We start from the raw sequence: 23,100 nt of genomic DNA on the forward strand, positions 1-23,100 counted from the left end.
CTGTCCCGGCCCGGAAGCATCCGGGTGGCGTTCTGTCCCCGGTCGGCGCTGCCGACCGGTGCGGTGTTCTCAGCGCGTCGTGCCCGCCACCTTGGGGAGCGCTCCCCCGGCGGCCGCGTTGCGATCGGGCCTGAAGTTGGTCAGATCGAGACCCTCCACGTCGTGCACGAGGTCGAGGTCCGCTTCGATCTGCGCGGCTTCGAAGTCCTCGGGACCCACGAGCGGGAGTCTTACTCGAGGGCTCTGGATGCGGCCGAGTCCGTGAAGCAGGTACTTGGCGGCGACCGTGCCCGGCACGTGGGTCATGACCGCCCGCACGAGCGACTCGAGTCTCTTGTGATGCTCGGTCGCGGTCTTCAGGTCGCCGCGGTTGACGGCGTCGATGATCTCCCGGTAGGGACGCGCAGCGATGTTCGCCGTGACGCCGACCAGACCGGTGGCCCCGATCGCGAGGTGCGGAAGCACGTTCTCGTCCGATCCGGAGAAGTACATCAGGTCGGTGTTGTTGAGCACGCGCGACACCTCGGCGAAGTCGCCCTTGGCATCCTTGATGGCCACGATGTTCGGATGCTTGGCCGCGCGCAGGATCGTGTCGTACTTGATCGGCACCCCGGTGCGGCCGGGGATGTCGTAGAGGATGACCGGCAGGTCCGTGGCGTCGGCGATGAGGCGGAAGTGCGTGAGGATGCCCGCCTGCGTCGGCTTGTTGTAGTAGGGCGTGACGATCATGACGCCGTCGGCGCCGGCCTTCTCGCTGGCCTTGTAGAGCTGGATCGCGTGCGCGGTCTCGTTCGACCCGCCACCCTGGATGATCTTGGCGCGACCCGCCGCGACGTCGAGCCCGACCTCGATGAGGCGGAGCTTCTCGTTGTCGGTCAAGGTCGACGTCTCACCGGTCGTGCCGGAGATGACGATGCCGTCCGCACCGTCGGCGATGACGTCGTCAAGGTGCTTCTCCACGCCGGGCCAATCCACTTCACCGTCGGCGGTGAACGGAGTCACCAGCGCGACGAGGACCTGGCCGAACGGATTCTCTGACGTGGACACGTGGTTCAGGTTACCGTGGCCCGGCGATCGCGGGCATGTCACGATACGTCACACATCGCCACCGACTCCCCTGCGCGACGTAGCGTGGCCACCAGCCATGAACCCCGCAGCCGCCCTCGCCGTCATCGCCGGCCTCCTCGTCATCGCGACACTCGCCGGAGTGATCTGGCGTGCACGGAACGGCCGGGTGCGGGACGCCGGCGGGGCGCGGGTGAACGCGCAGTTACTCGGACCGGGCGTCGAATTCGGCTCGACGGCGACCATCCTGCAGTTCTCCACCGAATACTGCGGTCCCTGCCGCGTCGCCGAGCGCGTCCTTGGCGGAATCGCCTCCGAGCGAGACGGCGTGCGCTTCCTCGAGGTGGACCTCGGGCAGCAGCCGCACCTCGCCGGTGAGTTCGACGTGATGCAGACGCCAACGATCCTGCTGCTGGATGCCGATGGAGACATCCGCTCCCGCATCGGCGGTGTGCCACGCGCGAACGAGGTGGCCGCGCGACTGGATGAAATCGAGAAGGAGAGCCGTGTCGCCGCAGCCTGACGGAGCATCCGTTCGCACGAAGAAGCCCGGCATCGATCCCCGCGGGCCGCGGTTCGGAGCCGGGATCACGGCAGTGCTGCTGCTCGTTGCCCTGTTCCTCGGGCTGGTCGGCGCCACGCTCGCGGCCACCGTGCTCCTGGCTGTGCTCGCGCTTCTGTTCCTCTGGGGGGCCGCGGCGGGCATCGGCCGGCATCCGTGGGGTCTCCTCTTCCGCGCCCTTGTGCGGCCGAGGCTGAAGCCGCCTGCGGAGCTCGAGGATGCCGCCCCGCCGACGTTCGCGCAGGGTGTCGGCTTCGTGATCACCGCGCTCGGCGTGCTCCTGCAACTCGTAGGCGTTCCGTACGCAGTCGTCGTTGCTTCGGCCCTCGCTTTCGTGGCGGCATTCCTGAATGCCCTCTTCGGCTACTGCCTCGGATGCCAGATCTACCTTCTGCTCGTGCGCTTCGGTCTCGTACGCCGCGGCCAGCCCCAAACCTGAACGCGCCCTTCCCGGCCACGCTCCCCGGCACCTACGCTGGACAGGACGACAAGAATCACGATGCAAGGGAGCGACCATGGCCATCACCAGCGAAGCAACCACCGTCTGGCGGGGAGAGCTCACGAGCGGATCGGGTGAGGTCAACCTCGACTCGTCGAACGCCGCTCAGTTCGCCGTGAACTGGCGGGCTCGGTCTGAGGGCGAGTCCGGGACCACCAATCCGGAGGAGCTCATCGGCGCCGCTCACTCGGCATGCTTCGCCATGGCGTTCTCGAACATCCTGGCCGGCAACGGCACCCCGCCCGAGAGCATCCAGGTCACGGCCGCTGTCACGTTCGACCCGTCTGTTCCAGGCATCACGGGAAGCCACCTGCTGGTCAACGCGAAGGTGCCGGGGCTGGAGGACGCGGACTTCCAGCGGCTCGCCGGTGAAGCGAAGAACGGCTGCCCAGTGTCGAAGGCGCTCGCGGGCATCCCGATCACCATCGAAGCCGAACTGGCGTAGGCCGTCCGACTCAGGTGCCCGGCTGCTGCCTGTGCAGCTTGATCGCCTCGTGCAACGCCTGTCGGGCTCTGCGGCGGTCGCCGGACGCGTCGTAGGCCAGCCCTAGCCGGAACCAGGCCCGCCAGCTGCTCGGCTCAGCCTCCACCTCGGCCTTGTACCGCGGGAACTCCTCGTCCGCGGCATCGCGCAACGGCCTCCCGCTGGCACGGTGCGGAAGGTCATCGACCGGTAAGCCGCCCTCCGCACCGAGGATGCGCACCAGCCGCTGCGTCTGCACCCCGAACCAGAGTTCGCGCAGCAGAGCCCACGCCGCGATCACCGCGAGCACGAACAAGGCGATCGCGATGGCGATTCCGACGCCGGATCCACTGGTCAGCAGGATGACGCCATAGCGCACCACGATCACGACGTAGAGCAGCAACAGGGCGGCCATCACGATGGCCGCGACACGTCCCTTCACTCGGCCGGCCTCACAGGCCCAGCAACCGGTCGAGGCCCACGGTGAGGCCGCGGGCCGCCGGCGCCGAGCGTAAGGCGTGCAGGATGCCCGCCGCATAGGCGCGGGCATCCGTCGTGTCGTGCGTGATGGTGAGCGTCTCGCCCGCACCGCCGAGAACGACGCTCTGTTTGGCCACCACACCCGCCATTCTCAGGCTGTGCACTGGCACTCCGGCGACCTGCTGACCGCGCGCTCGCTGGTCGGTGTGCGGGGCTGCGACCGGGCCGAGCTCGTCACGCGCCTGAGCGATGAGTTCAGCGGTACGCACGGCCGTGCCCGAAGGGGAGTCGATCTTGGATGCCGCGTGAGTCTCGACGATCTCGATCGAGTCGAAGTACTTCGCGGCCGACGCGGCGAAGGCCGTGCCGAGCGCCGAGCCCAGCGAGAAGTTGGGCACGACGATGACGCCGCGCTCCGGCAGATCCCGCAGCCGGGCACCGAGCGGGGCCAGCCGGGACGCCGACCAGCCGGAGGTTCCGACCACGACATTGCGCCCGGCATCCAGTGCATAGTCCACGACTCCTGGGCTCACCGCCGGAAGCGTGACGTCGAGCACCACCTCGGACGGCGCATCCTCCGGCCCGCGCATCTCCGCCAGGTCGCTCTTCGAGCCGAGAGCGGCGACGAGTTCGAGATCCTCCGCACGCTCGATGAGGTCGACGGCGACGCTGCCGAGCTTTCCGGTCGCACCGACGACGGCCACACGAATGGTCATGGCCTTCAGCCTAAGCTGTCGTCGATGCTCACCTTCGTCAGCCTGCGAACCGATGATCCGATTGCCGCCGATCTGCTCGCCAGGTACTTCGCTGAACGTGCTGAGACCTTCCCGCAGGCGCAGGGCAGCTACAGCGTGAAGCTGCCCGACCCTGAACACTTCGTTCCGCCCGCCGGGGACTTCGTCGTGTCGATGATCGACGGCGAGCCTGCGGGTTGCGGCGGTGTACGCAGAATCGCGGATGCTCGCGACGGCTCGAGTACGACCCTCCCCTGCTTCGAGGTCAAGCATCTCTGGCTCAGCCCGCACGTGCGTGGAAAGGGCGCGGGTCGAGCGCTGCTCGCGGAGCTGGAACGTCGTGCGATCGAGTTCGGCGCTCGACGGCTCGTGCTCGACACCAATGAGAGCCTCGAAGCGGCGGGCAACCTCTATCGCACCTCCGGGTACGTTTCGGTCGAGCCGTACAACCACAACCCGAACGCCACCCACTGGTACGCGAAAGACGTCACCGCCGGCGCTCGCTGACACGGTGAGCCGGCGGCGCCTCGCTTCGACCCGCCGCCTATCGCTCGAATTCGCCCCGGGCGAGGAGGATCGCTTCGACCCGGTTCCTGACTCGCAGCTTCCGGAAGATGCCGGAAACGTAATTCCTCACCGATTTCTCGCCGAGGTGGAGCCGTTCCGCGATCGCAGTGTTGGTCAGTCCCGCGGCCATCAGATCGAGCACGTCGCGTTCCCGGGCGGTGAGGAGCGCGAGCGGCGACAGCGCGGCATCCGCCCACGGGCTACTGGCCTTGGTCGCGCCGTCGATGACGAACTGACCAGCGGCGACCGCCTTCACGGCGCGAAGAACGTCGTCACCCCCGGCACCCTTGACCAGGTATCCTCTTGCACCTGCCCTCAGCGCCGCCCTGACCGTCGAAGCATCGTCCATCATCGTCAGGAAGAGGACCGCAACCCTCGGATTGGCCTCGACGAGCCGTTTACACGTCTCGACGCCGTCCAGCTTCGGCATGGCCACGTCCAGGACCACCACGTCGGGTTGCAGATCGCCCGCCAGCCCGAGAGCCTCCTCACCCGAGCTCGCCTCGCCGATCACCTCCGTTTCGGGATTCTCCAGAAGCAGACGCAGCCCGGCGCGGTACAGCGGATGATCGTCGACGATGAGGACTCGAATCGTCATGGTTCGATGACACCTGCCGGTATGTAAGCGTGCACGCGTGCGCCGCGCTTCTCGCCGGGCCCGATCTGGCTCCAACCGCCGAGTTCCGCCGCTCGTTCCCGGATCGAAGCAAGCCCCACCCCGGCGGGATGTTCAACTGGAATGCCCTCGCCGTCGTCCACGACGTCGAGCGTCACAGCATTTGCGCTCGCGGCGATGGTGACGGTGCATGTGCGCCCGTGACTGTGTTTGGCGGCATTGGCGACCGCCTCAGCGGCGATCCGCAGCAAGGCGAGTTCCGTGGCCGCCGCCAGCGGAGGAAGACTGCCCAGCAGACGTACGCTGACGTCGAATTCCGCCGAACGATACGGTGCCGACTGCTGGCGCACGGCTTCCAGAAGACCTCGGTCGTCGAGCACCGGCGGGCGTAGGTCGTTGATGATGCCCCGAAGGTCCTCGGTCGCGCTCTGGGCGTTCTTCCTCATCTCGCGGAGTATCTGCTCGACGCGCACCGGGTCGGAACGGATGAGCGTTCTCGCGGCATCGAGAGCGATCGCCTGGCTGCCGAGTTGCGCCCCGATGCTGTCATGCAGGTCGCGCCGAAGACGTCTCCGTTCGTCCTCCACGGCGTTCACGAGCTTCGACCTGGCCCCATCGAGTTCGCCCGAGAGCTGAACGGCGTACAGGGCGACTCCCGCCTGCCGGGCGTAGTCCTCGATGATGCGCAATTCAGACGCCGCAAAGCTCTCCCCGCGGGACCGTGGGGAGAGCGCGAGCTCGCCCACCACTGTCTCACCGAAGGTCAACGGACAACGGTGCTCCACTGGGGCCTGGCGTCCGGCCCAAGCCTGCACGCCTCCCGCGGTCCCAACCATGACGAATGGTAATCGGAGTTCCTCGCGGAGGGTCTCGGCGACCGCGCTCAAGACGCCCTCCGCCGACCTCGCATCTGCCAGTCGCTGGCCAAGCAGACGGAGTACGTAATACGGCTCGTGACGACGGCCATAGAAGAGTCGATCGACGCCCCGCTGCACGCGCAGGCGCACAGGATTGAAGAGCAGTGCCACGGCGATGGTCGTCAGCACCTGAGGAACGTAACCGCGGATGCCGAGGGTGAGCGCGGCATAGCCGACGGACAGTCCGTACGCCGTCACGACGAGCGCGGTCATCACGACATAGACCGCTGTCCTGTTGACCAGAGTGTCGATGTCGTGCAGGTGGTGGCGCAGCACGGCTACTCCGACTGCGATTGCAAGAGCCGGCTCGACGACTCCCTCAACGACGGCGAAGACCCAATCATCGAGAGTGCCACCGACAGCGAGGATGGCGAGTGGGACGCCGAGTTCCCCAGCGACGACCAGCGAGGCTGCTACCAGGAACACCCTGATCTGCGAGCGGGCGCGGTCTTGCGCATGCCGATAGCGCAGGAACAACGAAACGACCGCCAGGAACATCGCGACGATGACGAGGATCGTTCCGGTAGGCGCGAGAACGGCCACCCATCCCGCGTCGACCCCGAGCGGGTTCTCGACGCCGGACACGTCGGTGATTGGCCCCGGCGAAAGCGCGAGCCCTGCCATCCAGACCGCTGTCCCTATCGCCGCCATCCAGCCCACGCCGTTCCACACGCGGGACAGGGCACGCCCATCGGGATAGAGGAGGGGTAATCCCACTAAGACGAGCGAGTTGGCGACCGGCCACGCGCATCCGGCAACAACTGCCGCCGTGGCCGCACCCGGCAAGGAACCGGGATCGGCTATGAGGCCGTATCGGGCATACTGCGCGGCGAAGGTAGGGACAACACCCGCCACGCCGATCGCCATCATCAGCCAGCCGAGCCGCTGCCCGGGACGCTCCGTCGCGATGATGGCCCCCACCAGCGACATCGTGACGCCGACAAGCAGGTTCGGCACGAGGAAGGAGGTCAAGGCCAGCAGCCAGGTAGATCCGCTGGCAATCGCGAGGGTGACAGAGGCTGCACCCAGTCCCGCCACGACGACGAGCGCCGCTGCCGCGGTCACTCGCGCGCGTGTCGAGCGGACGGCAGCCGGTGGATCACCCACCGCTCCGATGTCGCTCGACACGGTCACGATGCAATGCTCCCGCGCACCGCGGATGGTGTCTACGCCTGTGTCGTCCGCGGCTTCCGCGAGCCGCGCGCCGCCGCTACGATCGCAGCTCCGATGACTCCGAGACCGAGAAGCAATGCGACGACAGTCCAGACGAAGGAGAGAAGTCGAGACGGGTTCGAAAGATCGGCGATGATCGGCCCGGCATTCACGGCCAGAATGATGACGCCTATGACCGCCGCCGTCACGAATGCACCCCTCAGCCGCCGCCAGGCCATGACGAGAGGTACGACGTAGAGGACCGCCTGGATGAGCCCGATCGGCGGGAACAGACCGCCGACGACGGCGAACTGGAGCACGATCATCCATGCGGCAGACGCGGCGAGAAGCCACATCGTCGAAGAAGCGGGAACCGTGCGAGAGGCACGGTCGGGTGTAACGCGCGATGACGCCATGAGTTGCCTCCTTCGATCTCCGCGGCTGCTGCCGTCGGATGATCCGAGGCTAAGGATCACCGGATGCTTTTCTCTGCTGGCTCAGGCCCTCGATCCGAGGCGACATTATGTCCCGGGTCTCCCGGAAGTAAGACGAACCGGGCGCATCGCTGGTCGATGCGGCTAGACGGGCTGCAGTTCGGGCATTCCGGTGCGAAGCTCCACCGGAAGGTGTCCGAGGTCGTTGTGCACGACGAGTACCGGTGGCTTTGCGGAGCGCACCCGGATGATGGTGAGCCCGCAGTTGGCCTGGTTGAGACCCAGCCACCTCCAGTCGGGCGCGTCGAAGACGTGACGCACGAACCATCCGATCACGAAGTTGTGCGTGATGAGCAGGTCGTGACGGTCGGCGCGGGCCGGCGTGAGGAACTCGCTGACCGCATCCGCCATCTGGGCGCTTCCCGCCTCGATCTCGGCCTCGGTGATACCGCCGAAAAACGACTCGAACGCCTTCGGCATATCCGGGGTGGGACCGGAGGGGATGCAGTCGAACAGCAGGCTGGACGGCTCCGGCTGGAGTGCCGGCAAGCGCTCCGCCATGATCTTCGCGGTCTCCTCCGCGCGGCGCAGCGGTGAGTGGTAGGCGGAGGTGAACGGCACGCCGCCGAGCCGCTCCGCGATGAGCGTTGCTTGGCGCTTGCCGCGCGCCGAGAGCGGGCCGTCGGGCATGCCGTGTTCGGCATCCTGCTGCTCGCCGTGGCGCACGAGGTAGAGATAGTGAGGCAAGACCTGGGGTTCCTTCGATTCGAGGGTGTTCAGTTGAGGCCGGAGAACACGTCGTCGTCGACGGCGCCGACCGCGGCGATGGTGAGGGGTTGGGATGCCAGTGCGGCGGCGAGCTCTCGCACCTCGTCTGCGGTGACCAGCGCTAGTCGGCGCAGGGTCTCATCGAGGTCGATGAACTCGCCTGTGCTCAGCTCGGAACGGCCGAGCCGGGTCATGCGCGTGTCCGAGTCCTCGAGGGCGAGAGCCGACCCGCCGGAGAGCTGGCCGACGGCCCTGGCGAGCTCGTCGTGGCTGATCCCGTCGGCGGCCAGCCGGCGCAGTTCTTCCAGCATGATGCCGGCGACGGAGCGCGACTTCTGCGGAGCGCAGGCCGCATACATGCCGAACACACCGGTGTCGGAGTAGCCGGCGGCGAACGAATAGACCGAGTAAGCCAGGCCGCGCTTCTCCCGCACCTCCTGGAACAGCCGGCTCGACATGCCGCCGCCGAGCACGGAGTTGAGCACGCCCATCGTTATGCGCGCGTCGTCGGTGGCTCGCAGGCCCGGCGTGCCGATCACGAGGTGCGTCTGCTCGATCGGTCGTCTGGCCGTCACGATCGGCACCGCCCCGGTCAGTTCCGCTTCGAGTGTGCTCCGCCGCTCGACGGGCGATGCAACCTCGGTCATCGGCCATCCCCCAGCCGCCAGGGCGCGCTCCACATCGGCGACGAGCTTGGCGTGGTCGACGGCACCGGCGGCTGCGACCACGAGGTCCTGCGGGCGGTAGTTGGCGCGATAGTGCTGCCAGACGGCATCCCTCGTCGCGCCGTTGATCGCGGCAGGGCTCCCCCCGATGGGGCGGGCGATGGGATGCTCGCCAAGCACAGCGGAGAAGAAGCGCTCGTTGACGGCATCCGCAGGGTCGTCCTCGGCCATGGCGAGCTCTTCGAGGATGACCCCGCGCTCGTTCTCGAAGTCCGTCGCGTCGAGCACGGACGAGGTCACCATGTCGGCGAGCACCTCGGTGGCCATGCCGAGGTCGCGGTCCTGCACCTTCGCGTAGTAGCAGGTCTGCTCCTTCGCGGTGAGCGCGTTGTGCTCGCCGCCGACCGCGTCGAACGCGATCGCGATATCGAACGCCGTACGCCGCCCCGTGCCCTTGAACAACAGGTGCTCGAGAAAGTGCGTCGAACCGAAGCTCGCCGAGTGGCCGGCCAAACCGAGAAGCGACCCGGTCTCGTCGCGCGACCCGACGCCGAACCAGAATCCGATCGTCGCACTGCGCACGCCGGGCACGTGCTCGCTCAGGATGCGCACGCCGCTGGGCAGCACTGTGCGGGAGACGAGCGCATCGCCGGATGCGGCGAACGTCAGATCGGCGCGGTCGAGTGGGAGGTCAACGGCGCCGTTCATCCCCTCCAGAATAGGCGATCGAATCGGTGCGCGAACCAGCCGCAACCGGAGGAGTTCGAGACGGCCGAATATGTCCGCATTCTTGAGGACAAACAGCAATGTCTACCCCTCTATACTTGCATACGATCTCCGACGGGACTCGTCGTGGAGCAACGGAACCCGCCGAGTTGAGGAGCAATGGATGCCCGACCAGAAAGCCCCTGCCACTCGCCCGCCTGCTCCTGCGAAGCTCAGGATTCTTGCCACGGCTGACCGTCTCTTCTACGACGAGGGTGTGCACACCGTCGGTGTCGATCGGATCATCGCCCAGTCCCACGTGACGAAGGCGACGTTCTACAAGCACTACCGGTCCAAGGACGTGCTCATCGCGGCATATGTGCAGACTCGCGCCGGCCAGGCTCGCGAGGCTGTCGAGTCGGACCGGGAGCGGCTGAGGGACGCCTCAGGTGTGCTTCGTGCGATGGTCGAGCGGTTCGCCGCTGAATCGAGGCGGCCGGGATTCCACGGCTGCCCGTTCATCAACGCCGCCACGTCGCAGCTGGACGCCGCCGGACCGGTCACGCCGGCCGTCGTCTCATGGCGCACGTGGTTGCGCTCCACTCTCGTCGACCTGTTCGGCGAGGCGGGGACATCGGCTCCCGAGGACGCCGCGGACGACCTGCTCCTGGCGAGGGATGGCGCGTTCGGCGGTTCACCGATCGCGGACCCGGACGCCACCGAGGCTTCGCTACACCGCGCTCTGGCGCGGCTGCTTTCGTAACAAGCACCCACTTTCGCGCGCAAGAACCCGCATCCTCGGGGGAAGACTACTCGGAGACTCGGTCGAGTTCGAGCATGTCGGTGCGGCTGAGGCTCATGCTGCAGGCCGCCATGAGGTCGTCCACCTCGACGGCGGATGCCACGTTGACGACGGGCGCGACAACGCCGCGCTTGGCGAGGAGCCACGCGATCGCAATCGTAGCCATGCTGCTGTCGTGCTCGGCCGCGACCCGGTCGAGCACCTGACGCACCCGGTGACCCCGGCGCCCCAGGTACGAGGCGACTCCCGCACCGCGGGCATCCGCGTCGAGGTCCGAACGCGAGCGGTACGCGCCGGCGAGATAGCCGTGAGCGAGCGGCCGCACCGGGAGCACCCCGAGCGATTGCGCGGCCGATACGATGCGCAGGTCGCCCTCGAACGCGCCTCGGTTCATCAGGTTGTACGGCACCTCGATCGCGGCGACCTTGGGCAGGCCGAACGACGAGAGCACGCGAGCCTCCATGAGGCTCTCCGCCGAGAAGCCGGAGAACGCCACGAACCGCGCCTTGCCGGTGTCGATCAGCCATTCGACAGTCGCGAGCGTGTCGGAGAGCGCGGTGCTCGCATCCGGTCCCTCGAGGGTGAGGATGTCGACGCGGTCGGTCGCGAGCCGGCGCAGCGCCGATTCCACAGAGCGCACCAGGTTCACCTGGCTGAGGCCAGGGCTCTCCTCCCCCACACCGACGCGGAGGTCGAGCACGATGTTGTCGCGGATGTCGCGGCGATGCATCCAGCCACCCACGATCGCATTGCCGAGCCCGCGCAGGTGGGCATCTGAGGTGACGACGAGATTGCCGCCCAGATGCACGTACCGGTCGAGCACGGCCTGTGCGGCATCCACATCGGCGGCACGAGCAAGCGCAGCAGTACCGAGTCCGAGCGGGTACACGGCGATGTCGGTCTCGCCCAGCCGGCGGGGCGCGATGATGGAGAGCGGCGCAGTGGCGACGCCGTCGTAATCGGCAGGCGCGACCGGCGCGTCGAACACCGGTCCGATCCCGGCAACGCCACGGTTCGCGTGCTCCCGTGCGCGCACGGGATACGACTGCGCCATGTACCCCTCCAGCTCTCCAAGCCCCCCACGAGCCCTGCGACGCGAGATGCTTGCGTCACACCTATGCCAGCGAGCGTAATTGACGACCCAGCAGAAGCCCGGTCGAAACGATTGAACCGTTACCAAATCTTTGGAAAATCCTTGGATTGATGCGCCTGAAGGCCCGCATTCGGGTGGGTTTTCCGCCAGGAGACGGCATTGACGAGCGCCGGCGACACGCCGACATAGTCACCCGAATGCGAAACGCCCGCCGCGGCCGAAGCCGGGACGGGCGCCTCGCGATGATTCGAGCGGATCAGGCCTCGACGGTCTCTGCGGAGCCCTCTGCGGGCTCCGACGAGCTGTCCGTGGTCGCTCCGCGACCCTCGGTGTCCGCCTCCTCGGCGATGACCGGCTGCAACGACAGCTTGCCGCGGTCGTCGACCTTGGTGATCTGCACCAGGATCTTCTGACCGACGGAGAGCACGTCCTCGACGTTCTCGACCCGCTTGCCTCCGGCGAGCTTGCGCACCTCGGAGATGTGCAGCAGGCCGTCACGGCCGGGCAGCAGCGACACGAACGCGCCGAACGTCGCGATCTTCACCACCGTGCCGAGGAACTGGTCGCCGACCTCGGGGTTCGTGGGGTTCGCGATCGCGTTCACCTGGGCCCGCGCAGCCTCGGCGCTCGGGCCGTCGGTCGCGCCGATGTAGACGGTGCCGTCCTCCTCGATGGAGATCTCGGCGCCGGTCTCGTCCTGGATCGCGTTGATCGTCTTGCCCTTCGGGCCGATCAGCTCGCCGATCTTGTCGACCGGGATCTGCACGCTGATCACGCGCGGGGCGGTCGGCGCCATCTCATCGGGTCGATCGATCGCGGCGTTCAACACGGACAGGATCGTCGTGCGAGCATCCTTCGCCTGCTGCAGGGCACCGGCGAGCACCGACGACGGGATGCCGTCGAGCTTGGTGTCGAGCTGGATGGCGGTGACGAACTCGCTCGTTCCGGCGACCTTGAAGTCCATGTCGCCGAGGGCATCCTCGGCGCCCAGGATGTCGGTGAGCGCGGCGTAGCGCGTCTCGCCGTCGACCGTGTCGGAGATCAGCCCCATGGCGATGCCGGCGACCGGCGCGCGCAACGGCACACCGGCGTTCAGCAGCGACAGGGTCGACGCGCAGACCGAGCCCATCGACGTCGAGCCGTTGGAGCCCAGCGCCTCGGAGACCTGACGGATGGCGTACGGGAACTCCTCCCGGCTGGGCAGCACCGGCACGAGCGCGCGCTCTGCCAGGAAGCCGTGGCCGATCTCACGTCGCTTCGGGCTGCCGACACGGCCGGTCTCACCGGTCGAGTAGGGCGGGAAGTTGTAGTGGTGCAGGTAGCGCTTCTTCGTCACCGGCGAGAGCGAGTCGATCTGCTGCTCCATCTTGAGCATGTTCAGAGTCGTCACACCCAGGATCTGGGTCTCGCCGCGCTGGAAGATCGCGGAACCGTGCACGCGCGGGATGACCTGCACCTCGGCGTCGAGCGGACGGATGTCCCGCAAGCCACGACCGTCGATGCGGATGCCCTCGCGCAGCACGCGCCCGCGCATGACCACCTTCGAAACGGACTTGTACGCCGCGGAGAACTGCTCGAGCACCTCGGCAGGCAGGGCGCCTGCCTCGACCTTCTCGGCGACGGCGGCCTTGACCCGCTCCTTGAGCGCGTCGTCGGCGTTCTGCCGCTCGATCTTGTCGGCGATCTGGTACACGTTCACCAGGTCGTCGTACGCGAGAGCCGCGACGTTGTCGTAGCTCAGCTGCGAGTACGGCAGGAACACCGGGTACTCGGCGATGTCCTTCGCCGCCTGCTGGGCGAGCACGTTCTGCGCACCCACCAGCTGGCGGATGAACGGCTTTGCCGCCTCGAGCCCCTGCGCGACGACATCCTCGCTCGGCTTCGTCGCGCCGGCCTGGATGAGGTTCCAGCTGTGCTCGGTGGCCTCGGCCTCGACCATCATGATCGCGACGTCGCCCTCCGAACCGTCGTCGTTCGTGAGCACGCGGCCCGCCACGACGAGATCGAACACGGCGCTCTCCAGCTGCGAAGCCTTCGGGAACGCGACCCACTGGTCCTCGTGCTCGCCGTTGCCCGGGATGAACGCGAGGCGAACACCGGCGATAGGGCCGGAGAACGGCAGACCCGAGATCTGCGTGGACGCGGATGCCGCGTTGATGGCGAGCGCGTCGTAGAACTCGTCGGGTGCGATCGAGAGCACGGTGATCACGATCTGGACCTCATTGCGCAGGCCGTCGACGAACGACGGACGCAGAGGACGGTCGATCAGACGGCAGACCAGGATGGCTTCCGTCGACGGACGACCCTCGCGGCGGAAGAACGAGCCGGGGATCTTGCCGGCCGCGTACGACCGCTCCTCGACGTCGACCGTGAGCGGGAAGAAGTCGAAGTTGTCTTTCGGGTGCTTGCTGGCGCTCGTGGCGCTCAGCAGCATGGTCTCCTCATCGAGGTACGCGGCGACGGCGCCCTGCGCCTGCTGCGCGAGCCGCCCGGTCTCGAAACGGACCGTGCGGGTGCCGAAGCGGCCGTTATCGAGAACGGCCTCGGCGAATTTGATTTCTGGACCTTCCATTGAGGTCTCTTCTCCTTTGTTCGTGCGCCGTCCCGTGTGGACATGGGCGCGCTCGCCGAACATGCGGGAGAACAGGCGTTACGTCAGCGAGATGCTCCGCGCCGGCCATCAGTAGAAGAGCACCACCCGCAGTCGAGATTCCGCGCGAGAAAGATTCGTTTGCGCGGGTGCGGTTGGGATTCCACCACCGAGGACCAGCAGCCTGCATGATCCGCAGGGCGAGTTTCATGTGGTACTTGAACCGTGACGATCCTAGCAGAGCGGGTCGTTCCGGACGCTTCGAGCAGCGTTCACCGGCTGTCGGCGAGCGCGATCACCCTCGCGGCGGCGTCCGCGAGGGCGTCCCCGTAGCCGCGCCCGTAGCTCGCGGCGTGCACCGCAAGCGGATGCAGTTGGTGCAGCGGGATGCGCTCTCGCCATCCGGCGCGCAACGGGTGGGCGCTCAGGTAGCCGTCGAGGATCTCCTCGAGGTACGGGCATCCGAACAGGGCGAGCATCGCGAGGTCGGTCTCACGGTGACCGCCGTGCGCTGCCGGATCGATGAGCACCACACCCTCCGGCGACCACAGCACGTTGCCGTTCCACAGGTCGCCATGGAGGCGCGACGGCGGATCGTCGTCGTCGAACCGACCTGTGGCGATCTCGTCGCACGCCTGGCGCACGATGGATGCCCCGCCGCGGCCGATTCCGCCCGCTTCGATCGCGAGTTCCAGGTATGGCAGCACCCGGTCGCGCGCGTAGAACTCGCCCCAGGCGCCGTCGTGCGCTTGCGGAAGCGGACGACGTCCGATGAACAACGGCCCGTCCCAGCCATCCGGAGGCGCGCCGAACGCAGCTGCGCCGGCGTCATGGGTTACGGCGAGCGCCGCACCGAAGGCACGCGCGGAATCCGCATCCGGCCGGGTCGTGGGCACATGCTCCAGCTCGATGCTGCCCGGCGCGACGTTCACGACCCGCACCACGCGTGCTCCGCCCGCTGACGCGAGCCACTCCAGACCGGCCGCCTCTGCCTCGAAGAACCGTGGCGGGGCATCCGGATTCGACTTGACGATCGTGTCGGGCATCGTGTTCGAGGCTACGTCAGCGGTCGGTGAGCGAGGCCCGTCGCGCTGCGGCCTGTGCCGAGTCGATGCGGGCGGCCTCACGGTCCCGTCGGGCTCGAGGCGCGGTGATCGCCAACCCCAGAAGCACGCCCACGACGGCGCCCAGCGTGTTGGAGATGACGTCGCGGATGTCGGAGACGCGGCCCGGGATCCAGATCTGGGCGGTCTCGATGCACAGCGTCATGAGGAACGGAATGCCCATCGCGAGCCACCATCTGCTTCGGCCGAACAACAGGAGGAAGAAGAGCCCGATGGGCAGGAACATCGCGATGTTGGCGGTGAACTCGACGCCGCTGTAGGTGATCCAGTCCGTCGCGGGGTGCTCCCACAGGATGCGCAGCACCTGCATGACGATGCCGTCTTTGCTCGCCACCTGCGGCTGCGGCCCGAGTGTGATCCACGCCACACCGCCCAGGTAGAGCAGCGTGAGAACGCTGAGAACGGGATGCCGCCGGAACATCTGCCCAGCCTGCCGGAGTTCGCTGGACGGCCGCTGTCGGCTCGCTGTGCTTCAGATCGACGTCTCGTCAACGGCGGCAGCGAGCGAGCCCAGATCCAGTTGCAGGTCGAGAACGGGCGAGGTTCCGCTCGGCGTAGATCTGGTGGCCTTCGAGGCGATGAGCTCTGCCGGAGCACGCACATATCGACGCTGCGCCGCCAGGGCACGAAGGCCGGTGTTGTACCGGCCGGTGGCACGGTCTGGCAGGAATCCCACGTGGTACACGCGGTCGTCTGCGACCAGGTGCACGGCGATGCGGATGCGCAGGCCGAGCCAGCGCGTGGCATCCGGCACCAGCACGGCGTCCGGGTTCGACCCGGTTCTGGCGAGCACGCTTTCAAGCGCGCCCTGGTGCCGCCCCGTCTCCATGACGGGAGTCGCGGGCGTCGACGTGGGATCCAGGGGCACGAGTTCGAGCCCGTCCAGGGCGGAGAGGATGCCTGCGGAATCGGGGTTGCGTCTCCCCCGAGCGAGCTGGACCACGAGCATAACGAGAAGGATGAGCGCGACGACCGCGGTGATCACGACCAGCACCCAGTAGAGCACGGGCGCGTCGCGCGGCGGGATCGACGAGGTGACGATCAGCAGGATGAGAAGGAGCACGTAGGGCGCAGGATCCCAGCGCCAGAGCGGCTTGCGCGTGCTTTTCATGCCAGCCACGCTATAGGCGATCCAGACGCGAGCCGCATGGGCCGCTCCTTCAGGCTCCGCCGGCGGCGCCCGCATAGCGTTCGGCGAGTCGGCCAAGCGCTGCGGACAGCTCTGGGGCGTCGACCACTTCGAAGTCGACGCGGAGCATCCCGAGGTACAAGGCGAGCGACTCGGCGTCGTCTGAGCCGGGTCGAAAGCTCCAGCGCTCGTCGCCCAGCGCGGTGATGTCGACGGGAATCGGCATCCTCGACCTCACGTATGTCTCAGACGCGTGCACGATGACGCGGGCCCGGTACTTCCACGTGGACTCTCCGATGCCGCGCCGCAAGCGGGCGGTGATCTCCTCGTCCGTCGGCAGTTCCCGGGGTGGGAAACGACGTGCAGTGCGCGAATGCAGCCGCATGCGATCAACCCGGAACATCCGCCAGTCCTCGCGACGGAGGTCCCACGCGAACAGATACCAGCGCTGCCCGAGGAGCAGCAGGCGGTACGGCTCGACGAGCCGATTGCTGCGTGTGGAGTCGGCGGCGTCAGCCATCCTGCGCGCCTCGTCCGATCCCGCTGTGCGCGCGGGGTAATCGAACCGGAGCCACTCGTGATCCCGGCACGTGCTCGCGATCACGACCAACGCATCGGCGGATGCTTGAGGGCCGGGAGCGTTCGACCGACCCGGCGTGATTGCCGCAGAGCCGATCGCCTCGACCCTGGCCCGCAGCCGGTGCGGAAGGAGCCGCTGCAGCTTGACGAGTGCACGAACGGCCGCCTCGTCCATCCCGTTCAGTCCGGCGGAGGTCGCGGCACGCAGCCCGACGGCGAGGGCGACCGCCTCGTCGTCCTCCAGCAGCATCGGGGGCATCGTCGCGCTCTCGCCGAGGCGATACCCGCCGGTGACGCCAGGGCGCGAGTCCACCGGATAACCGAGGTCACGCAGCCGGTCGACATCCGCGCGTACGGTGCGCGTCGTGACCCCGAGTCGTTGGGCCAGTTCGGGGCCTGTCCAGTCGGGCCGCACCTGGAGCAGGGAGAGGAGCCGGAGCAGGCGAGCCGAGGTTTGCAGCATTCTTCGATTGTGCTCCTCATGAGGAACGAACCCTTCCGCATTGCCTCATACGCTCGACTCGAGAAGGCGCCGAAGGGGCGACAGCGAGATCGAGAAGGAAGTGGCGAGATGAACGAGAGTATCGAACCAGCAGGCATCCGGGTTTCGGGGGCGGAGCTGAACGACCTGCAGTACCGCCTGGCTGCGGCCCGATGGCCGGATGCGTCCCCTGTGTCGGACGAGAGCAGGGGCATCCCCGAGGAGAAGCTGGCGAGCCTTGCCGAGTACTGGCGCGACGGATTCGACTGGCGCGCACGAGAGGCCGAACTCGGAGAGCATCTCTTCAGCACTGTGATCGATGGGCAGCGAATCGGTTTCCTGCACGTGCGGTCCGAGCGTGAGGACGCCGTGCCCCTTCTTCTGCTGCACGGCTTTCCGAGCTCGATCGCGGAGTTCGGCGGGATGATCGCTCCGCTCGTAGCTCCGAAGAACGACCAGGCGTTCCACCTCGTGATCCCCTCGCTGCCCGGCTACGGGTACTCCACGCCATTGAGCGGCGCGGGCTGGACCATGGGCCGCTCGGCGGCGGCGTTCGCCGAACTCATGCGTCGCCTCGGATACGACCGGTACGGTGTGCACGGCGGCGACGTGGGTGCCGGGATCGCCGGCTCAATGGCGGGCATCGATGGCGACCACATCATCGGACTGCACGTCGTGACCGATCCCTTCACGGCCGCCAGCGTCGCGACCTTCCTGCCAGGAATGGCCGAATCACTGGATGACGGCGATCCGGTCGATCAGGTGATCCTGGAGCGCATGAACCGGTTCCGCACGGATGGGTCCGGATACCTGGCCATACAGAACAGCCGCCCCCAGACCGTCGGATACGGTCTGACCGATTCGCCCGTGTTCCAGCTGGCATGGATCGCCGAGAAAGTCGATGCGTGGACCGACCTGCCCGTCGATCGCGATCAGCTTCTCACCACGGTCAGCCTTTACTGGTTCGCCAAGTCCGGCGCCTCCGCAGCACACACGCTCTACGACCAGGCGCACTCCTCCGACTGGGGTGCGCCGCCGGCTGTGCCTCAGGGGTTCTCCGTGTTCGGCAGCGACGCCACGGTGCGCAAGCTCGTGCCTGCGCCGGCGGGCGCGTTCTGGCGCGAACATGAGCGCGGGCTGCACTTCCCCGCGATGGAATCGCCGACAGAACTCGCGGCGGATCTCCGCGACTTCTTCGCCGATCTGGCATAAGACCGAAGGACGCGAACTTCTGAGCGAGCATCTGGAGAGCGCGGCGATGATCGACGTACGCCGCCGCGCTCTCACCGTTCCAACGCTCCTGAGCAAGTGCGGCTTGGTGCGAGTTGTGCGCTTCGACGTGCTCTGCTCGCTCAGGAACGGTGGTTCTGGAGGGCCCTACGCCAGGGCGATGGTGCTGGCGGGATCGGAGAGGATGCGCCCGAGGTCGCGCAGCAACCTCGATCCCTGCTCGCCGTCGATGACCCGGTGGTCGAACGTCAGGCTCAGCGTCATGACCTGCCGCAGGCGGACGCGCCCCTTGTGCTCCCAGGGACGCCGGTTCACGGCACCGAGCGCGAGGATCGCGGTCTCGCCCGGGTTCAGCAGCGGCGTGCCGGCATCCACCCCGAAGACACCCACGTTCGTGATCGTCACGGTGCCCCCGGTGAACTCGGCGGGCGTCGACCTCCCGGCCCTGGCGCGCTCGACGAGAGCGGCGAGGGCGTCCGCGAGTTCCGGCATCCGCAGTGCTGCGGCGTCGCGGATGTTCGGCACCACGAGGCCCCGCTCCGTCGCCACAGCGATTCCCAGATTCACTCCCGCCGGAGTCACGATCTCACCGGTGGAGTCGTCCCACCGCGTGTTCGCCTCTGGGGTGGTCTCAAGCGCGAGGCAGAGCGCCTTCGCCGCGAGGGTGAGCACGGTGACGCGCCTGCCGCGGAACTCGGGTGAGGCGGCCAACCGGTCGATGAGGTGGATGCTCCGTGTCACGTCGACCGTGAGGAACTCCGTCACCTGCGGCACGGCGGCGCTGCGCGCCATCGCCTCGGCGGTGCGACGCCGGATGCCTGTCGCGACGGTGCGGGTCTCGGCTGCGGATGCCGTCGGGGCTTCGACGGGCTCGACCAGCGACGCCGGCATCTGTGCAGACTCGGCCGACAGTGCGGGCTCGGCGCCGTCGCGGCGGCCGACGCCGGCCGGGCGCTCCCACGCGATCGGCTCGGCGAGCCGTCCGGCCCGCGCCTTCCGCTGCGGTCTCCGGGCGGACTGCGCACGCGGACCGCGTCCGACGAGCACCTCGTGACGTTCTTCCTCCACGGGCTCCGTTGCGTCGGCGGAAGCAGCGACCGCCGGCTCCGCACCGGCGTTGGTTGCCTCCGACTGCTCGCGTCCGGCCGCACCGGCGACGCGGGGCCTCCCGCCCGCGTTCGTCACGACCGGCCGTGAGCCGGCCTGTGCCGCGCCCACGCCGACCGGTTCGGCGACGCGCGCCTCGTCGGACGCCGGCGTCGCAGCATCCGAGCCGTCTTCCGACCCTTCTCCTTCGACGTCGAAGGACAGCAGCGGTGCTCCCACCTCGAGCGTCTCGCCCGGCTCGGCGTGCAGTTCCTTGACGATGCCGGCGAACGGCGACGGCACCTCGACGAGGGCCTTGGCGGTCTCCACCTCGGCGATGATCTGGTTCAGTTCGACCGTGTCGCCGACGGAAACCTTCCACGCCACGACCTCCGACTCGGTCAGCCCCTCGCCGAGGTCGGGCAGAGCGAACTCCTTGACGGTCATACCCGCACCCCCATCACGCGGTCGACCGCGTCGAGCATGCGGTCGAGGTCGGGCAGGTAGTGCTCCTCCAGCTCGGAAGGCGGGTAGGGGATGTCGTGCCCGGTCACCCGCAGCGGTGGCGCGAGGAGCGTGTCGAAGCAGCGTTCGGTGATCGTGGCCGCCAGCTCCGCGCCCAGGCCGCCGAACCGCTGCGCCTCGTGCGCGATCACGAGCCGCCCGGTCTTGCGCACGGAGTCGACGATGGCCTCCTCGTCCAGCGGAGCGAGGGAACGCAGGTCGATCACCTCGACCGAGACGCCCTCGTCTACCGCGGCGAGCGCGGCATCCTTCCCGGTCTGAACCAGAGGTCCGTACGTGACGAGGGTGGCGTCGGTCCCGGAGACCACGACGCGAGCACGGTCCAGCGACGGCGCGTCAGCGACATCCGGCAGCACGTCGCCCTTCGACCAGTAGCGGCGCTTCGGTTCGAAGAAGACGACCGGGTCGTCGCATTCGATGGCCTGGCGGACCATCGTGTAGGCGTCCTGCGGATTCGAGCACGCCACGACACGCAACCCCGGCGTGTGCGCGAAATACGCCTCCGGGGACTCGGAATGGTGTTCGACTGAGCCGATTCCTCCGCCGAACGGCACGCGGATCGTGATCGGCATGCTCACGGCACCCATGGTGCGGTACCGCATCTTCGCGACCTGGGCGACGACCTGGTCGAAGCCCGGAAACACGAACCCGTCGAACTGCAGCTCGCACACCGGGCGGTACCCTCGCATCGCCATTCCGACGGCGGTGCCGATGATGCCGGCCTCGGCGAGCGGCGTGTCGATCACCCGGTCGGCGCCGAAGCGCGCCTGCAGGCCGTCGGTGACACGGAACACGCCGCCGAGCTTGCCGATGTCCTCGCCGAGCAGCAGCACCTTGTCATCGGACTCGAGGGCATCGGCGAGTCCTGTGGTGATCGCTTTCGCGAGGGTGAGCTCGGTCATCGCGACACCTCCCCGGTTTCGCCTGCCCCGGCATCCGCGCTCCCGAACGACGCGAGGTAAGCGGCGTACGCGTCGCGCTCGCGTCGCAGGGCGGACGGGGCGTCGACGTAGACATGGTCGAAGATCGTGAGCGGATCCCGGGGACGCAGTGACAGGCATCCCTCGCGCAGTTCTATGGCGATGGCGTCGGACTTGGCCTTCACCGCTGCCGCACGTTCCTCAGTGAGGGCGCCGGAGTCGACGAGCAGCAAGCGGGTGCGCTCGATCGGGTCGAGCTCGCGCCACGTGTCGAGCTCGGCAGACTCGCGATACCGGGTCGGGTCGTCCGAGGTGGTGTGCGGTCCGAGTCGATAGGTGACGGCCTCGATGAACATCGGGCCTTCGCCGCTTCGGGCGTGCTCGGCGGCCATGCGCGTGGCGGCCAGCACGGCCAGCACATCGTTGCCGTCGACTCGGATGCTCGGGATGCCGAAGCCCGGCGAGCGGTCGGCGATCGGCTTCTGCGCCTGAAGGCCGACGGGCTCGGAGATGGCGTACTGGTTGTTCTGGCAGAAGAAGACGACAGGAGAGCCGTACGCGGCGGCGAACACCATCGCCTCATTGGTGTCGCCCTCGCTGGTCGCACCGTCGCCGAAGTAGGCGATGGCGATGTCGTCCGCGCCATCGTGCTGCACGCCCATCGCATAGCCGACAGCGTGCAGAGTCTGCGCACCGATGATCACGGTCGGCGTCGCCATGCCGACGTCGTACGGGTTCCAGCCGGAGAACTGCGACCCGCGCCACACTCGCAGCATGTCGGTCATCGACACACCGCGCACATACGCGACGGCGTTCTCGCGGTAGCTGGAGAAGACGAAATCCCCGCGGCGAAGGGCGCGGGCGGAGCCGATCTGTGCTGCCTCCTGGCCGATCAGCGGCGGCCAGAGCACGAGTTGCCCCTGGCGCTGCAGCGCCGTCGCCTCTGTATCGATGCGGCGTGCGACCACCATGTCCTCGTACAGAGCGAGGAGCTGCTCCTCGAAGACGTCGGCGACCCACGGGTCGAGATCCGGGTCGTGCAGCCGTTCGCCGTCCGGGGCGATCAGCCGGGCCAATTGGCCCTGACGGGTGGACGTGTCCGTACCAGGTCGGATGGTGAGCATCGTTGTACGCAGCCTTCATCGATCGTGACCGGCCGATGCTTGTGGCGTGGCCGGTCCGCCCGGCACCGTTGCCAAGCGTCTCCTCCAGACTACGACGACGGACCGGCACTGGGCCAATCAGCGGGCTTTGCCCCGCCCATCCATAGGCCGCTCTAGCGAGCGCGCGATCGCGTGCGCTCCGAACTCGAACGCCGCGCCAGGCTCCCCGCCCAGCTGGAATGCACCGGCGAGCTCCATCGTGAGAAACCCGTAAGCCCACGCGGTGATGGTGCGTGCGGCGTCGAGCGCATGCTCGGGACCGGCGAGGCGCCCGCCCGCGACGAGCACCGCTGAGCTCGCTCGGGTGAGCACATCTCTGGACGGGCGCGCAGCCTCGGACAAAGCCGCGAAGAGCAGGCCGAACAGGCGCGGGTGCTCGTGCGCGAACCGTCGCAGCGACCTCGCCATGGCGATCACGCCGTCAAGCGGATCGTCGCCGGCATCGCCCTGGGCCTCATCGAGCACCACCGCCACATCGGAAGCGGCGTGTTCGGCAACCATCCCGAGGAGATGTTCCCTGCTCTGGACCCGTTTGTACAGCGATGGCGGCTGCACGCCGACTCCGGCGGCCACGGCCTTCATGGTCAGTGCGTCGGGACCGCCTTCCTCCACGAGTCGCACTGCTTCGGCGAGGATCTCGTCGTTGGTGGTGCGGTTGGGTGCCGGCATCCGTCTCCCCCTTCGAAGCACCGTCGAACGAACGACGGCTCGAATCACGTTTTAGCTATTGACATTAGCCATCATGGCTAAT

24 protein-coding genes are annotated in these 23,100 nt (G+C 67.9%); 6 read left to right on the forward strand and 18 right to left on the reverse strand.

Annotation, left to right across the window (positions count from 1 at the left end; translation table 11 throughout):
* Positions 1 to 69 precede the first annotated feature (69 nt).
* On the reverse strand, positions 70 to 1,047 hold the full coding sequence (gene dapA, locus ACYVI5_RS02565) for a 4-hydroxy-tetrahydrodipicolinate synthase family protein (protein WP_460578862.1): 978 nt from the start codon (positions 1,045 to 1,047) through the stop codon (positions 70 to 72).
* Between the two features lie 97 nt (positions 1,048 to 1,144).
* Here dapA and ACYVI5_RS02570 point away from each other — a divergent pair, with 97 nt between their 5' ends.
* The 3 genes from ACYVI5_RS02570 (at position 1,145) to ACYVI5_RS02580 (ending at position 2,571) form a co-directional block, all read left to right on the forward strand.
* A complete protein-coding gene (locus ACYVI5_RS02570; RefSeq protein ID WP_460578863.1) occupies positions 1,145 to 1,588 on the forward strand; it encodes a thioredoxin family protein in 444 nt (147 codons plus the stop codon).
* Positions 1,551 to 2,066 (forward strand): DUF4395 domain-containing protein, encoded by a 516-nt coding sequence (locus ACYVI5_RS02575; RefSeq protein WP_460578864.1) that lies wholly within the window; start codon positions 1,551 to 1,553, stop codon positions 2,064 to 2,066. The genes ACYVI5_RS02570 and ACYVI5_RS02575 overlap by 38 nt, the downstream gene beginning before the upstream one ends.
* A 76-nt stretch (positions 2,067 to 2,142) precedes the next feature.
* On the forward strand, positions 2,143 to 2,571 hold the full coding sequence (locus ACYVI5_RS02580; protein WP_460531702.1) for an OsmC family protein: 429 nt from the start codon (positions 2,143 to 2,145) through the stop codon (positions 2,569 to 2,571).
* Between the two features lie 10 nt (positions 2,572 to 2,581).
* Here the strand turns inward: ACYVI5_RS02580 and ACYVI5_RS02585 are convergent, their stop codons facing one another.
* Positions 2,582 to 3,031 carry a tetratricopeptide repeat protein gene (locus ACYVI5_RS02585; RefSeq protein WP_460578865.1) on the reverse strand — a complete coding sequence of 150 codons (450 nt, stop codon included), beginning with the start codon at positions 3,029 to 3,031 and terminating at the stop codon, positions 2,582 to 2,584.
* A gap of 10 nt (positions 3,032 to 3,041) precedes the next feature.
* Positions 3,042 to 3,785, reverse strand: a complete 744-nt coding sequence (dapB, locus tag ACYVI5_RS02590) for a 4-hydroxy-tetrahydrodipicolinate reductase (RefSeq protein ID WP_460578866.1) — start codon at positions 3,783 to 3,785, stop codon at positions 3,042 to 3,044.
* Between the two features lie 24 nt (positions 3,786 to 3,809).
* Between dapB and ACYVI5_RS02595 the strand changes: the two genes are divergently transcribed.
* Positions 3,810 to 4,310 (forward strand): GNAT family N-acetyltransferase, encoded by a 501-nt coding sequence (locus ACYVI5_RS02595; protein WP_460578867.1) that lies wholly within the window; start codon positions 3,810 to 3,812, stop codon positions 4,308 to 4,310.
* A 37-nt stretch (positions 4,311 to 4,347) separates the two neighbouring features.
* On the opposite strand, the gene ACYVI5_RS02600 is transcribed toward ACYVI5_RS02595, so the two are convergent.
* The 5 genes from ACYVI5_RS02600 to ACYVI5_RS02620 form a co-directional block, all read right to left on the reverse strand.
* Positions 4,348 to 4,968 carry a transcriptional regulator gene (locus ACYVI5_RS02600; protein WP_460578868.1) on the reverse strand — a complete coding sequence of 207 codons (621 nt, stop codon included), beginning with the start codon at positions 4,966 to 4,968 and terminating at the stop codon, positions 4,348 to 4,350.
* Positions 4,965 to 7,037, reverse strand: coding sequence for a sensor histidine kinase (locus tag ACYVI5_RS02605; RefSeq protein WP_460578869.1), 2,073 nt, complete (start codon positions 7,035 to 7,037; stop codon positions 4,965 to 4,967). The genes ACYVI5_RS02600 and ACYVI5_RS02605 overlap by 4 nt, the downstream gene beginning before the upstream one ends.
* Positions 7,038 to 7,069: 32 nt before the next feature.
* Positions 7,070 to 7,471, reverse strand: coding sequence for a hypothetical protein (locus ACYVI5_RS02610; protein WP_460578870.1), 402 nt, complete (start codon positions 7,469 to 7,471; stop codon positions 7,070 to 7,072).
* Between the two features lie 162 nt (positions 7,472 to 7,633).
* Positions 7,634 to 8,236: a histidine phosphatase family protein gene (locus ACYVI5_RS02615; RefSeq protein ID WP_440294983.1), complete on the reverse strand. Its 603-nt coding sequence runs from the start codon at positions 8,234 to 8,236 to the stop codon at positions 7,634 to 7,636.
* 29 nt (positions 8,237 to 8,265) lie between these two features.
* Positions 8,266 to 9,630, reverse strand: coding sequence for a M16 family metallopeptidase (locus ACYVI5_RS02620; RefSeq protein WP_460578871.1), 1,365 nt, complete (start codon positions 9,628 to 9,630; stop codon positions 8,266 to 8,268).
* Positions 9,631 to 9,811: 181 nt separating this feature from the next.
* On the opposite strand from ACYVI5_RS02620, the gene ACYVI5_RS02625 reads away from it, so the two are divergent.
* Positions 9,812 to 10,390 carry a TetR/AcrR family transcriptional regulator gene (locus ACYVI5_RS02625; RefSeq protein WP_460578872.1) on the forward strand — a complete coding sequence of 193 codons (579 nt, stop codon included), beginning with the start codon at positions 9,812 to 9,814 and terminating at the stop codon, positions 10,388 to 10,390.
* A gap of 46 nt (positions 10,391 to 10,436) precedes the next feature.
* On the opposite strand, the gene ACYVI5_RS02630 is transcribed toward ACYVI5_RS02625, so the two are convergent.
* The 6 genes from ACYVI5_RS02630 to ACYVI5_RS02655 form a co-directional block, all read right to left on the reverse strand.
* The gene (locus tag ACYVI5_RS02630; RefSeq protein WP_460578873.1) at positions 10,437 to 11,483 is read right to left on the reverse strand and encodes an aldo-keto reductase family protein; all 1,047 of its coding nucleotides are present in this window, start codon (positions 11,481 to 11,483) and stop codon (positions 10,437 to 10,439) included.
* 295 nt (positions 11,484 to 11,778) lie between these two features.
* Positions 11,779 to 14,094: a polyribonucleotide nucleotidyltransferase gene (locus tag ACYVI5_RS02635; RefSeq protein ID WP_460578874.1), complete on the reverse strand. Its 2,316-nt coding sequence runs from the start codon at positions 14,092 to 14,094 to the stop codon at positions 11,779 to 11,781.
* Positions 14,095 to 14,384: 290 nt separating this feature from the next.
* Complete coding sequence (locus ACYVI5_RS02640; RefSeq protein WP_460578875.1) at positions 14,385 to 15,158, reverse strand: fructosamine kinase family protein; 774 nt, start codon at positions 15,156 to 15,158, stop codon at positions 14,385 to 14,387.
* A 16-nt stretch (positions 15,159 to 15,174) separates the two neighbouring features.
* Positions 15,175 to 15,657 (reverse strand): VanZ family protein, encoded by a 483-nt coding sequence (locus ACYVI5_RS02645; protein ID WP_460578876.1) that lies wholly within the window; start codon positions 15,655 to 15,657, stop codon positions 15,175 to 15,177.
* Positions 15,658 to 15,708: 51 nt separating this feature from the next.
* A complete protein-coding gene (locus ACYVI5_RS02650) occupies positions 15,709 to 16,347 on the reverse strand; it encodes a hypothetical protein (protein WP_460578877.1) in 639 nt (212 codons plus the stop codon).
* A 49-nt stretch (positions 16,348 to 16,396) separates the two neighbouring features.
* Positions 16,397 to 17,407 (reverse strand): helix-turn-helix transcriptional regulator, encoded by a 1,011-nt coding sequence (locus tag ACYVI5_RS02655; RefSeq protein ID WP_460578878.1) that lies wholly within the window; start codon positions 17,405 to 17,407, stop codon positions 16,397 to 16,399.
* Positions 17,408 to 17,515: 108 nt separating this feature from the next.
* Between ACYVI5_RS02655 and ACYVI5_RS02660 the strand changes: the two genes are divergently transcribed.
* The gene (locus tag ACYVI5_RS02660) at positions 17,516 to 18,637 is read left to right on the forward strand and encodes an epoxide hydrolase family protein (protein ID WP_460578879.1); all 1,122 of its coding nucleotides are present in this window, start codon (positions 17,516 to 17,518) and stop codon (positions 18,635 to 18,637) included.
* Between the two features lie 165 nt (positions 18,638 to 18,802).
* Here the strand turns inward: ACYVI5_RS02660 and ACYVI5_RS02665 are convergent, their stop codons facing one another.
* The 4 genes from ACYVI5_RS02665 to ACYVI5_RS02680 all read right to left on the reverse strand — a co-directional run bounded on the left by ACYVI5_RS02665 (position 18,803) and on the right by ACYVI5_RS02680 (position 23,018).
* Complete coding sequence (locus ACYVI5_RS02665; RefSeq protein ID WP_460578880.1) at positions 18,803 to 20,188, reverse strand: dihydrolipoamide acetyltransferase family protein; 1,386 nt, start codon at positions 20,186 to 20,188, stop codon at positions 18,803 to 18,805.
* Positions 20,185 to 21,168 (reverse strand): alpha-ketoacid dehydrogenase subunit beta, encoded by a 984-nt coding sequence (locus ACYVI5_RS02670; protein ID WP_460578881.1) that lies wholly within the window; start codon positions 21,166 to 21,168, stop codon positions 20,185 to 20,187. The genes ACYVI5_RS02665 and ACYVI5_RS02670 overlap by 4 nt, the downstream gene beginning before the upstream one ends.
* Positions 21,165 to 22,310 carry a thiamine pyrophosphate-dependent dehydrogenase E1 component subunit alpha gene (gene pdhA, locus ACYVI5_RS02675; protein ID WP_460578882.1) on the reverse strand — a complete coding sequence of 382 codons (1,146 nt, stop codon included), beginning with the start codon at positions 22,308 to 22,310 and terminating at the stop codon, positions 21,165 to 21,167. Before pdhA ends, ACYVI5_RS02670 begins: the two co-directional genes overlap by 4 nt.
* A gap of 117 nt (positions 22,311 to 22,427) precedes the next feature.
* Entirely contained in the window at positions 22,428 to 23,018 is a 591-nt protein-coding gene (locus tag ACYVI5_RS02680) for a TetR/AcrR family transcriptional regulator (protein ID WP_460578883.1), read from the reverse strand.
* Positions 23,019 to 23,100 lie beyond the last annotated feature (82 nt).

The organism is Humibacter ginsengisoli, from assembly GCF_054780095.1.

Excerpts from the sequence above, each read along its gene's own strand:
- ACYVI5_RS02575 (WP_460578864.1), top strand. The coding sequence starts at position 1,551 with ATGAAATCGAGAAGGAGAGCCGTGTCGCCGCAGCCTGACGGAGCATCC.
- ACYVI5_RS02650 (WP_460578877.1), bottom strand. The coding sequence starts at position 16,347 with ATGAAAAGCACGCGCAAGCCGCTCTGGCGCTGGGATCCTGCGCCCTAC.
- ACYVI5_RS02620 (WP_460578871.1), bottom strand. The coding sequence starts at position 9,630 with ATGAACGGCGCCGTTGACCTCCCACTCGACCGCGCCGATCTGACGTTC.
- ACYVI5_RS02625 (WP_460578872.1), top strand. The coding sequence starts at position 9,812 with ATGCCCGACCAGAAAGCCCCTGCCACTCGCCCGCCTGCTCCTGCGAAG.
- ACYVI5_RS02595 (WP_460578867.1), top strand. The coding sequence starts at position 3,810 with ATGCTCACCTTCGTCAGCCTGCGAACCGATGATCCGATTGCCGCCGAT.
- pdhA (WP_460578882.1), bottom strand. The coding sequence starts at position 22,310 with ATGCTCACCATCCGACCTGGTACGGACACGTCCACCCGTCAGGGCCAA.
- ACYVI5_RS02640 (WP_460578875.1), bottom strand. The coding sequence starts at position 15,158 with ATGCCCGACACGATCGTCAAGTCGAATCCGGATGCCCCGCCACGGTTC.
- ACYVI5_RS02580 (WP_460531702.1), top strand. The coding sequence starts at position 2,143 with ATGGCCATCACCAGCGAAGCAACCACCGTCTGGCGGGGAGAGCTCACG.
- ACYVI5_RS02670 (WP_460578881.1), bottom strand. The coding sequence starts at position 21,168 with ATGACCGAGCTCACCCTCGCGAAAGCGATCACCACAGGACTCGCCGAT.
- ACYVI5_RS02660 (WP_460578879.1), top strand. The coding sequence starts at position 17,516 with ATGAACGAGAGTATCGAACCAGCAGGCATCCGGGTTTCGGGGGCGGAG.
- ACYVI5_RS02570 (WP_460578863.1), top strand. The coding sequence starts at position 1,145 with ATGAACCCCGCAGCCGCCCTCGCCGTCATCGCCGGCCTCCTCGTCATC.
- ACYVI5_RS02635 (WP_460578874.1), bottom strand. The coding sequence starts at position 14,094 with ATGGAAGGTCCAGAAATCAAATTCGCCGAGGCCGTTCTCGATAACGGC.
- ACYVI5_RS02680 (WP_460578883.1), bottom strand. The coding sequence starts at position 23,018 with ATGCCGGCACCCAACCGCACCACCAACGACGAGATCCTCGCCGAAGCA.
- ACYVI5_RS02655 (WP_460578878.1), bottom strand. The coding sequence starts at position 17,407 with ATGCTGCAAACCTCGGCTCGCCTGCTCCGGCTCCTCTCCCTGCTCCAG.
- ACYVI5_RS02665 (WP_460578880.1), bottom strand. The coding sequence starts at position 20,188 with ATGACCGTCAAGGAGTTCGCTCTGCCCGACCTCGGCGAGGGGCTGACC.
- ACYVI5_RS02600 (WP_460578868.1), bottom strand. The coding sequence starts at position 4,968 with ATGACGATTCGAGTCCTCATCGTCGACGATCATCCGCTGTACCGCGCC.
- ACYVI5_RS02610 (WP_460578870.1), bottom strand. The coding sequence starts at position 7,471 with ATGGCGTCATCGCGCGTTACACCCGACCGTGCCTCTCGCACGGTTCCC.
- ACYVI5_RS02645 (WP_460578876.1), bottom strand. The coding sequence starts at position 15,657 with ATGTTCCGGCGGCATCCCGTTCTCAGCGTTCTCACGCTGCTCTACCTG.
- dapB (WP_460578866.1), bottom strand. The coding sequence starts at position 3,785 with ATGACCATTCGTGTGGCCGTCGTCGGTGCGACCGGAAAGCTCGGCAGC.
- ACYVI5_RS02630 (WP_460578873.1), bottom strand. The coding sequence starts at position 11,483 with ATGGCGCAGTCGTATCCCGTGCGCGCACGGGAGCACGCGAACCGTGGC.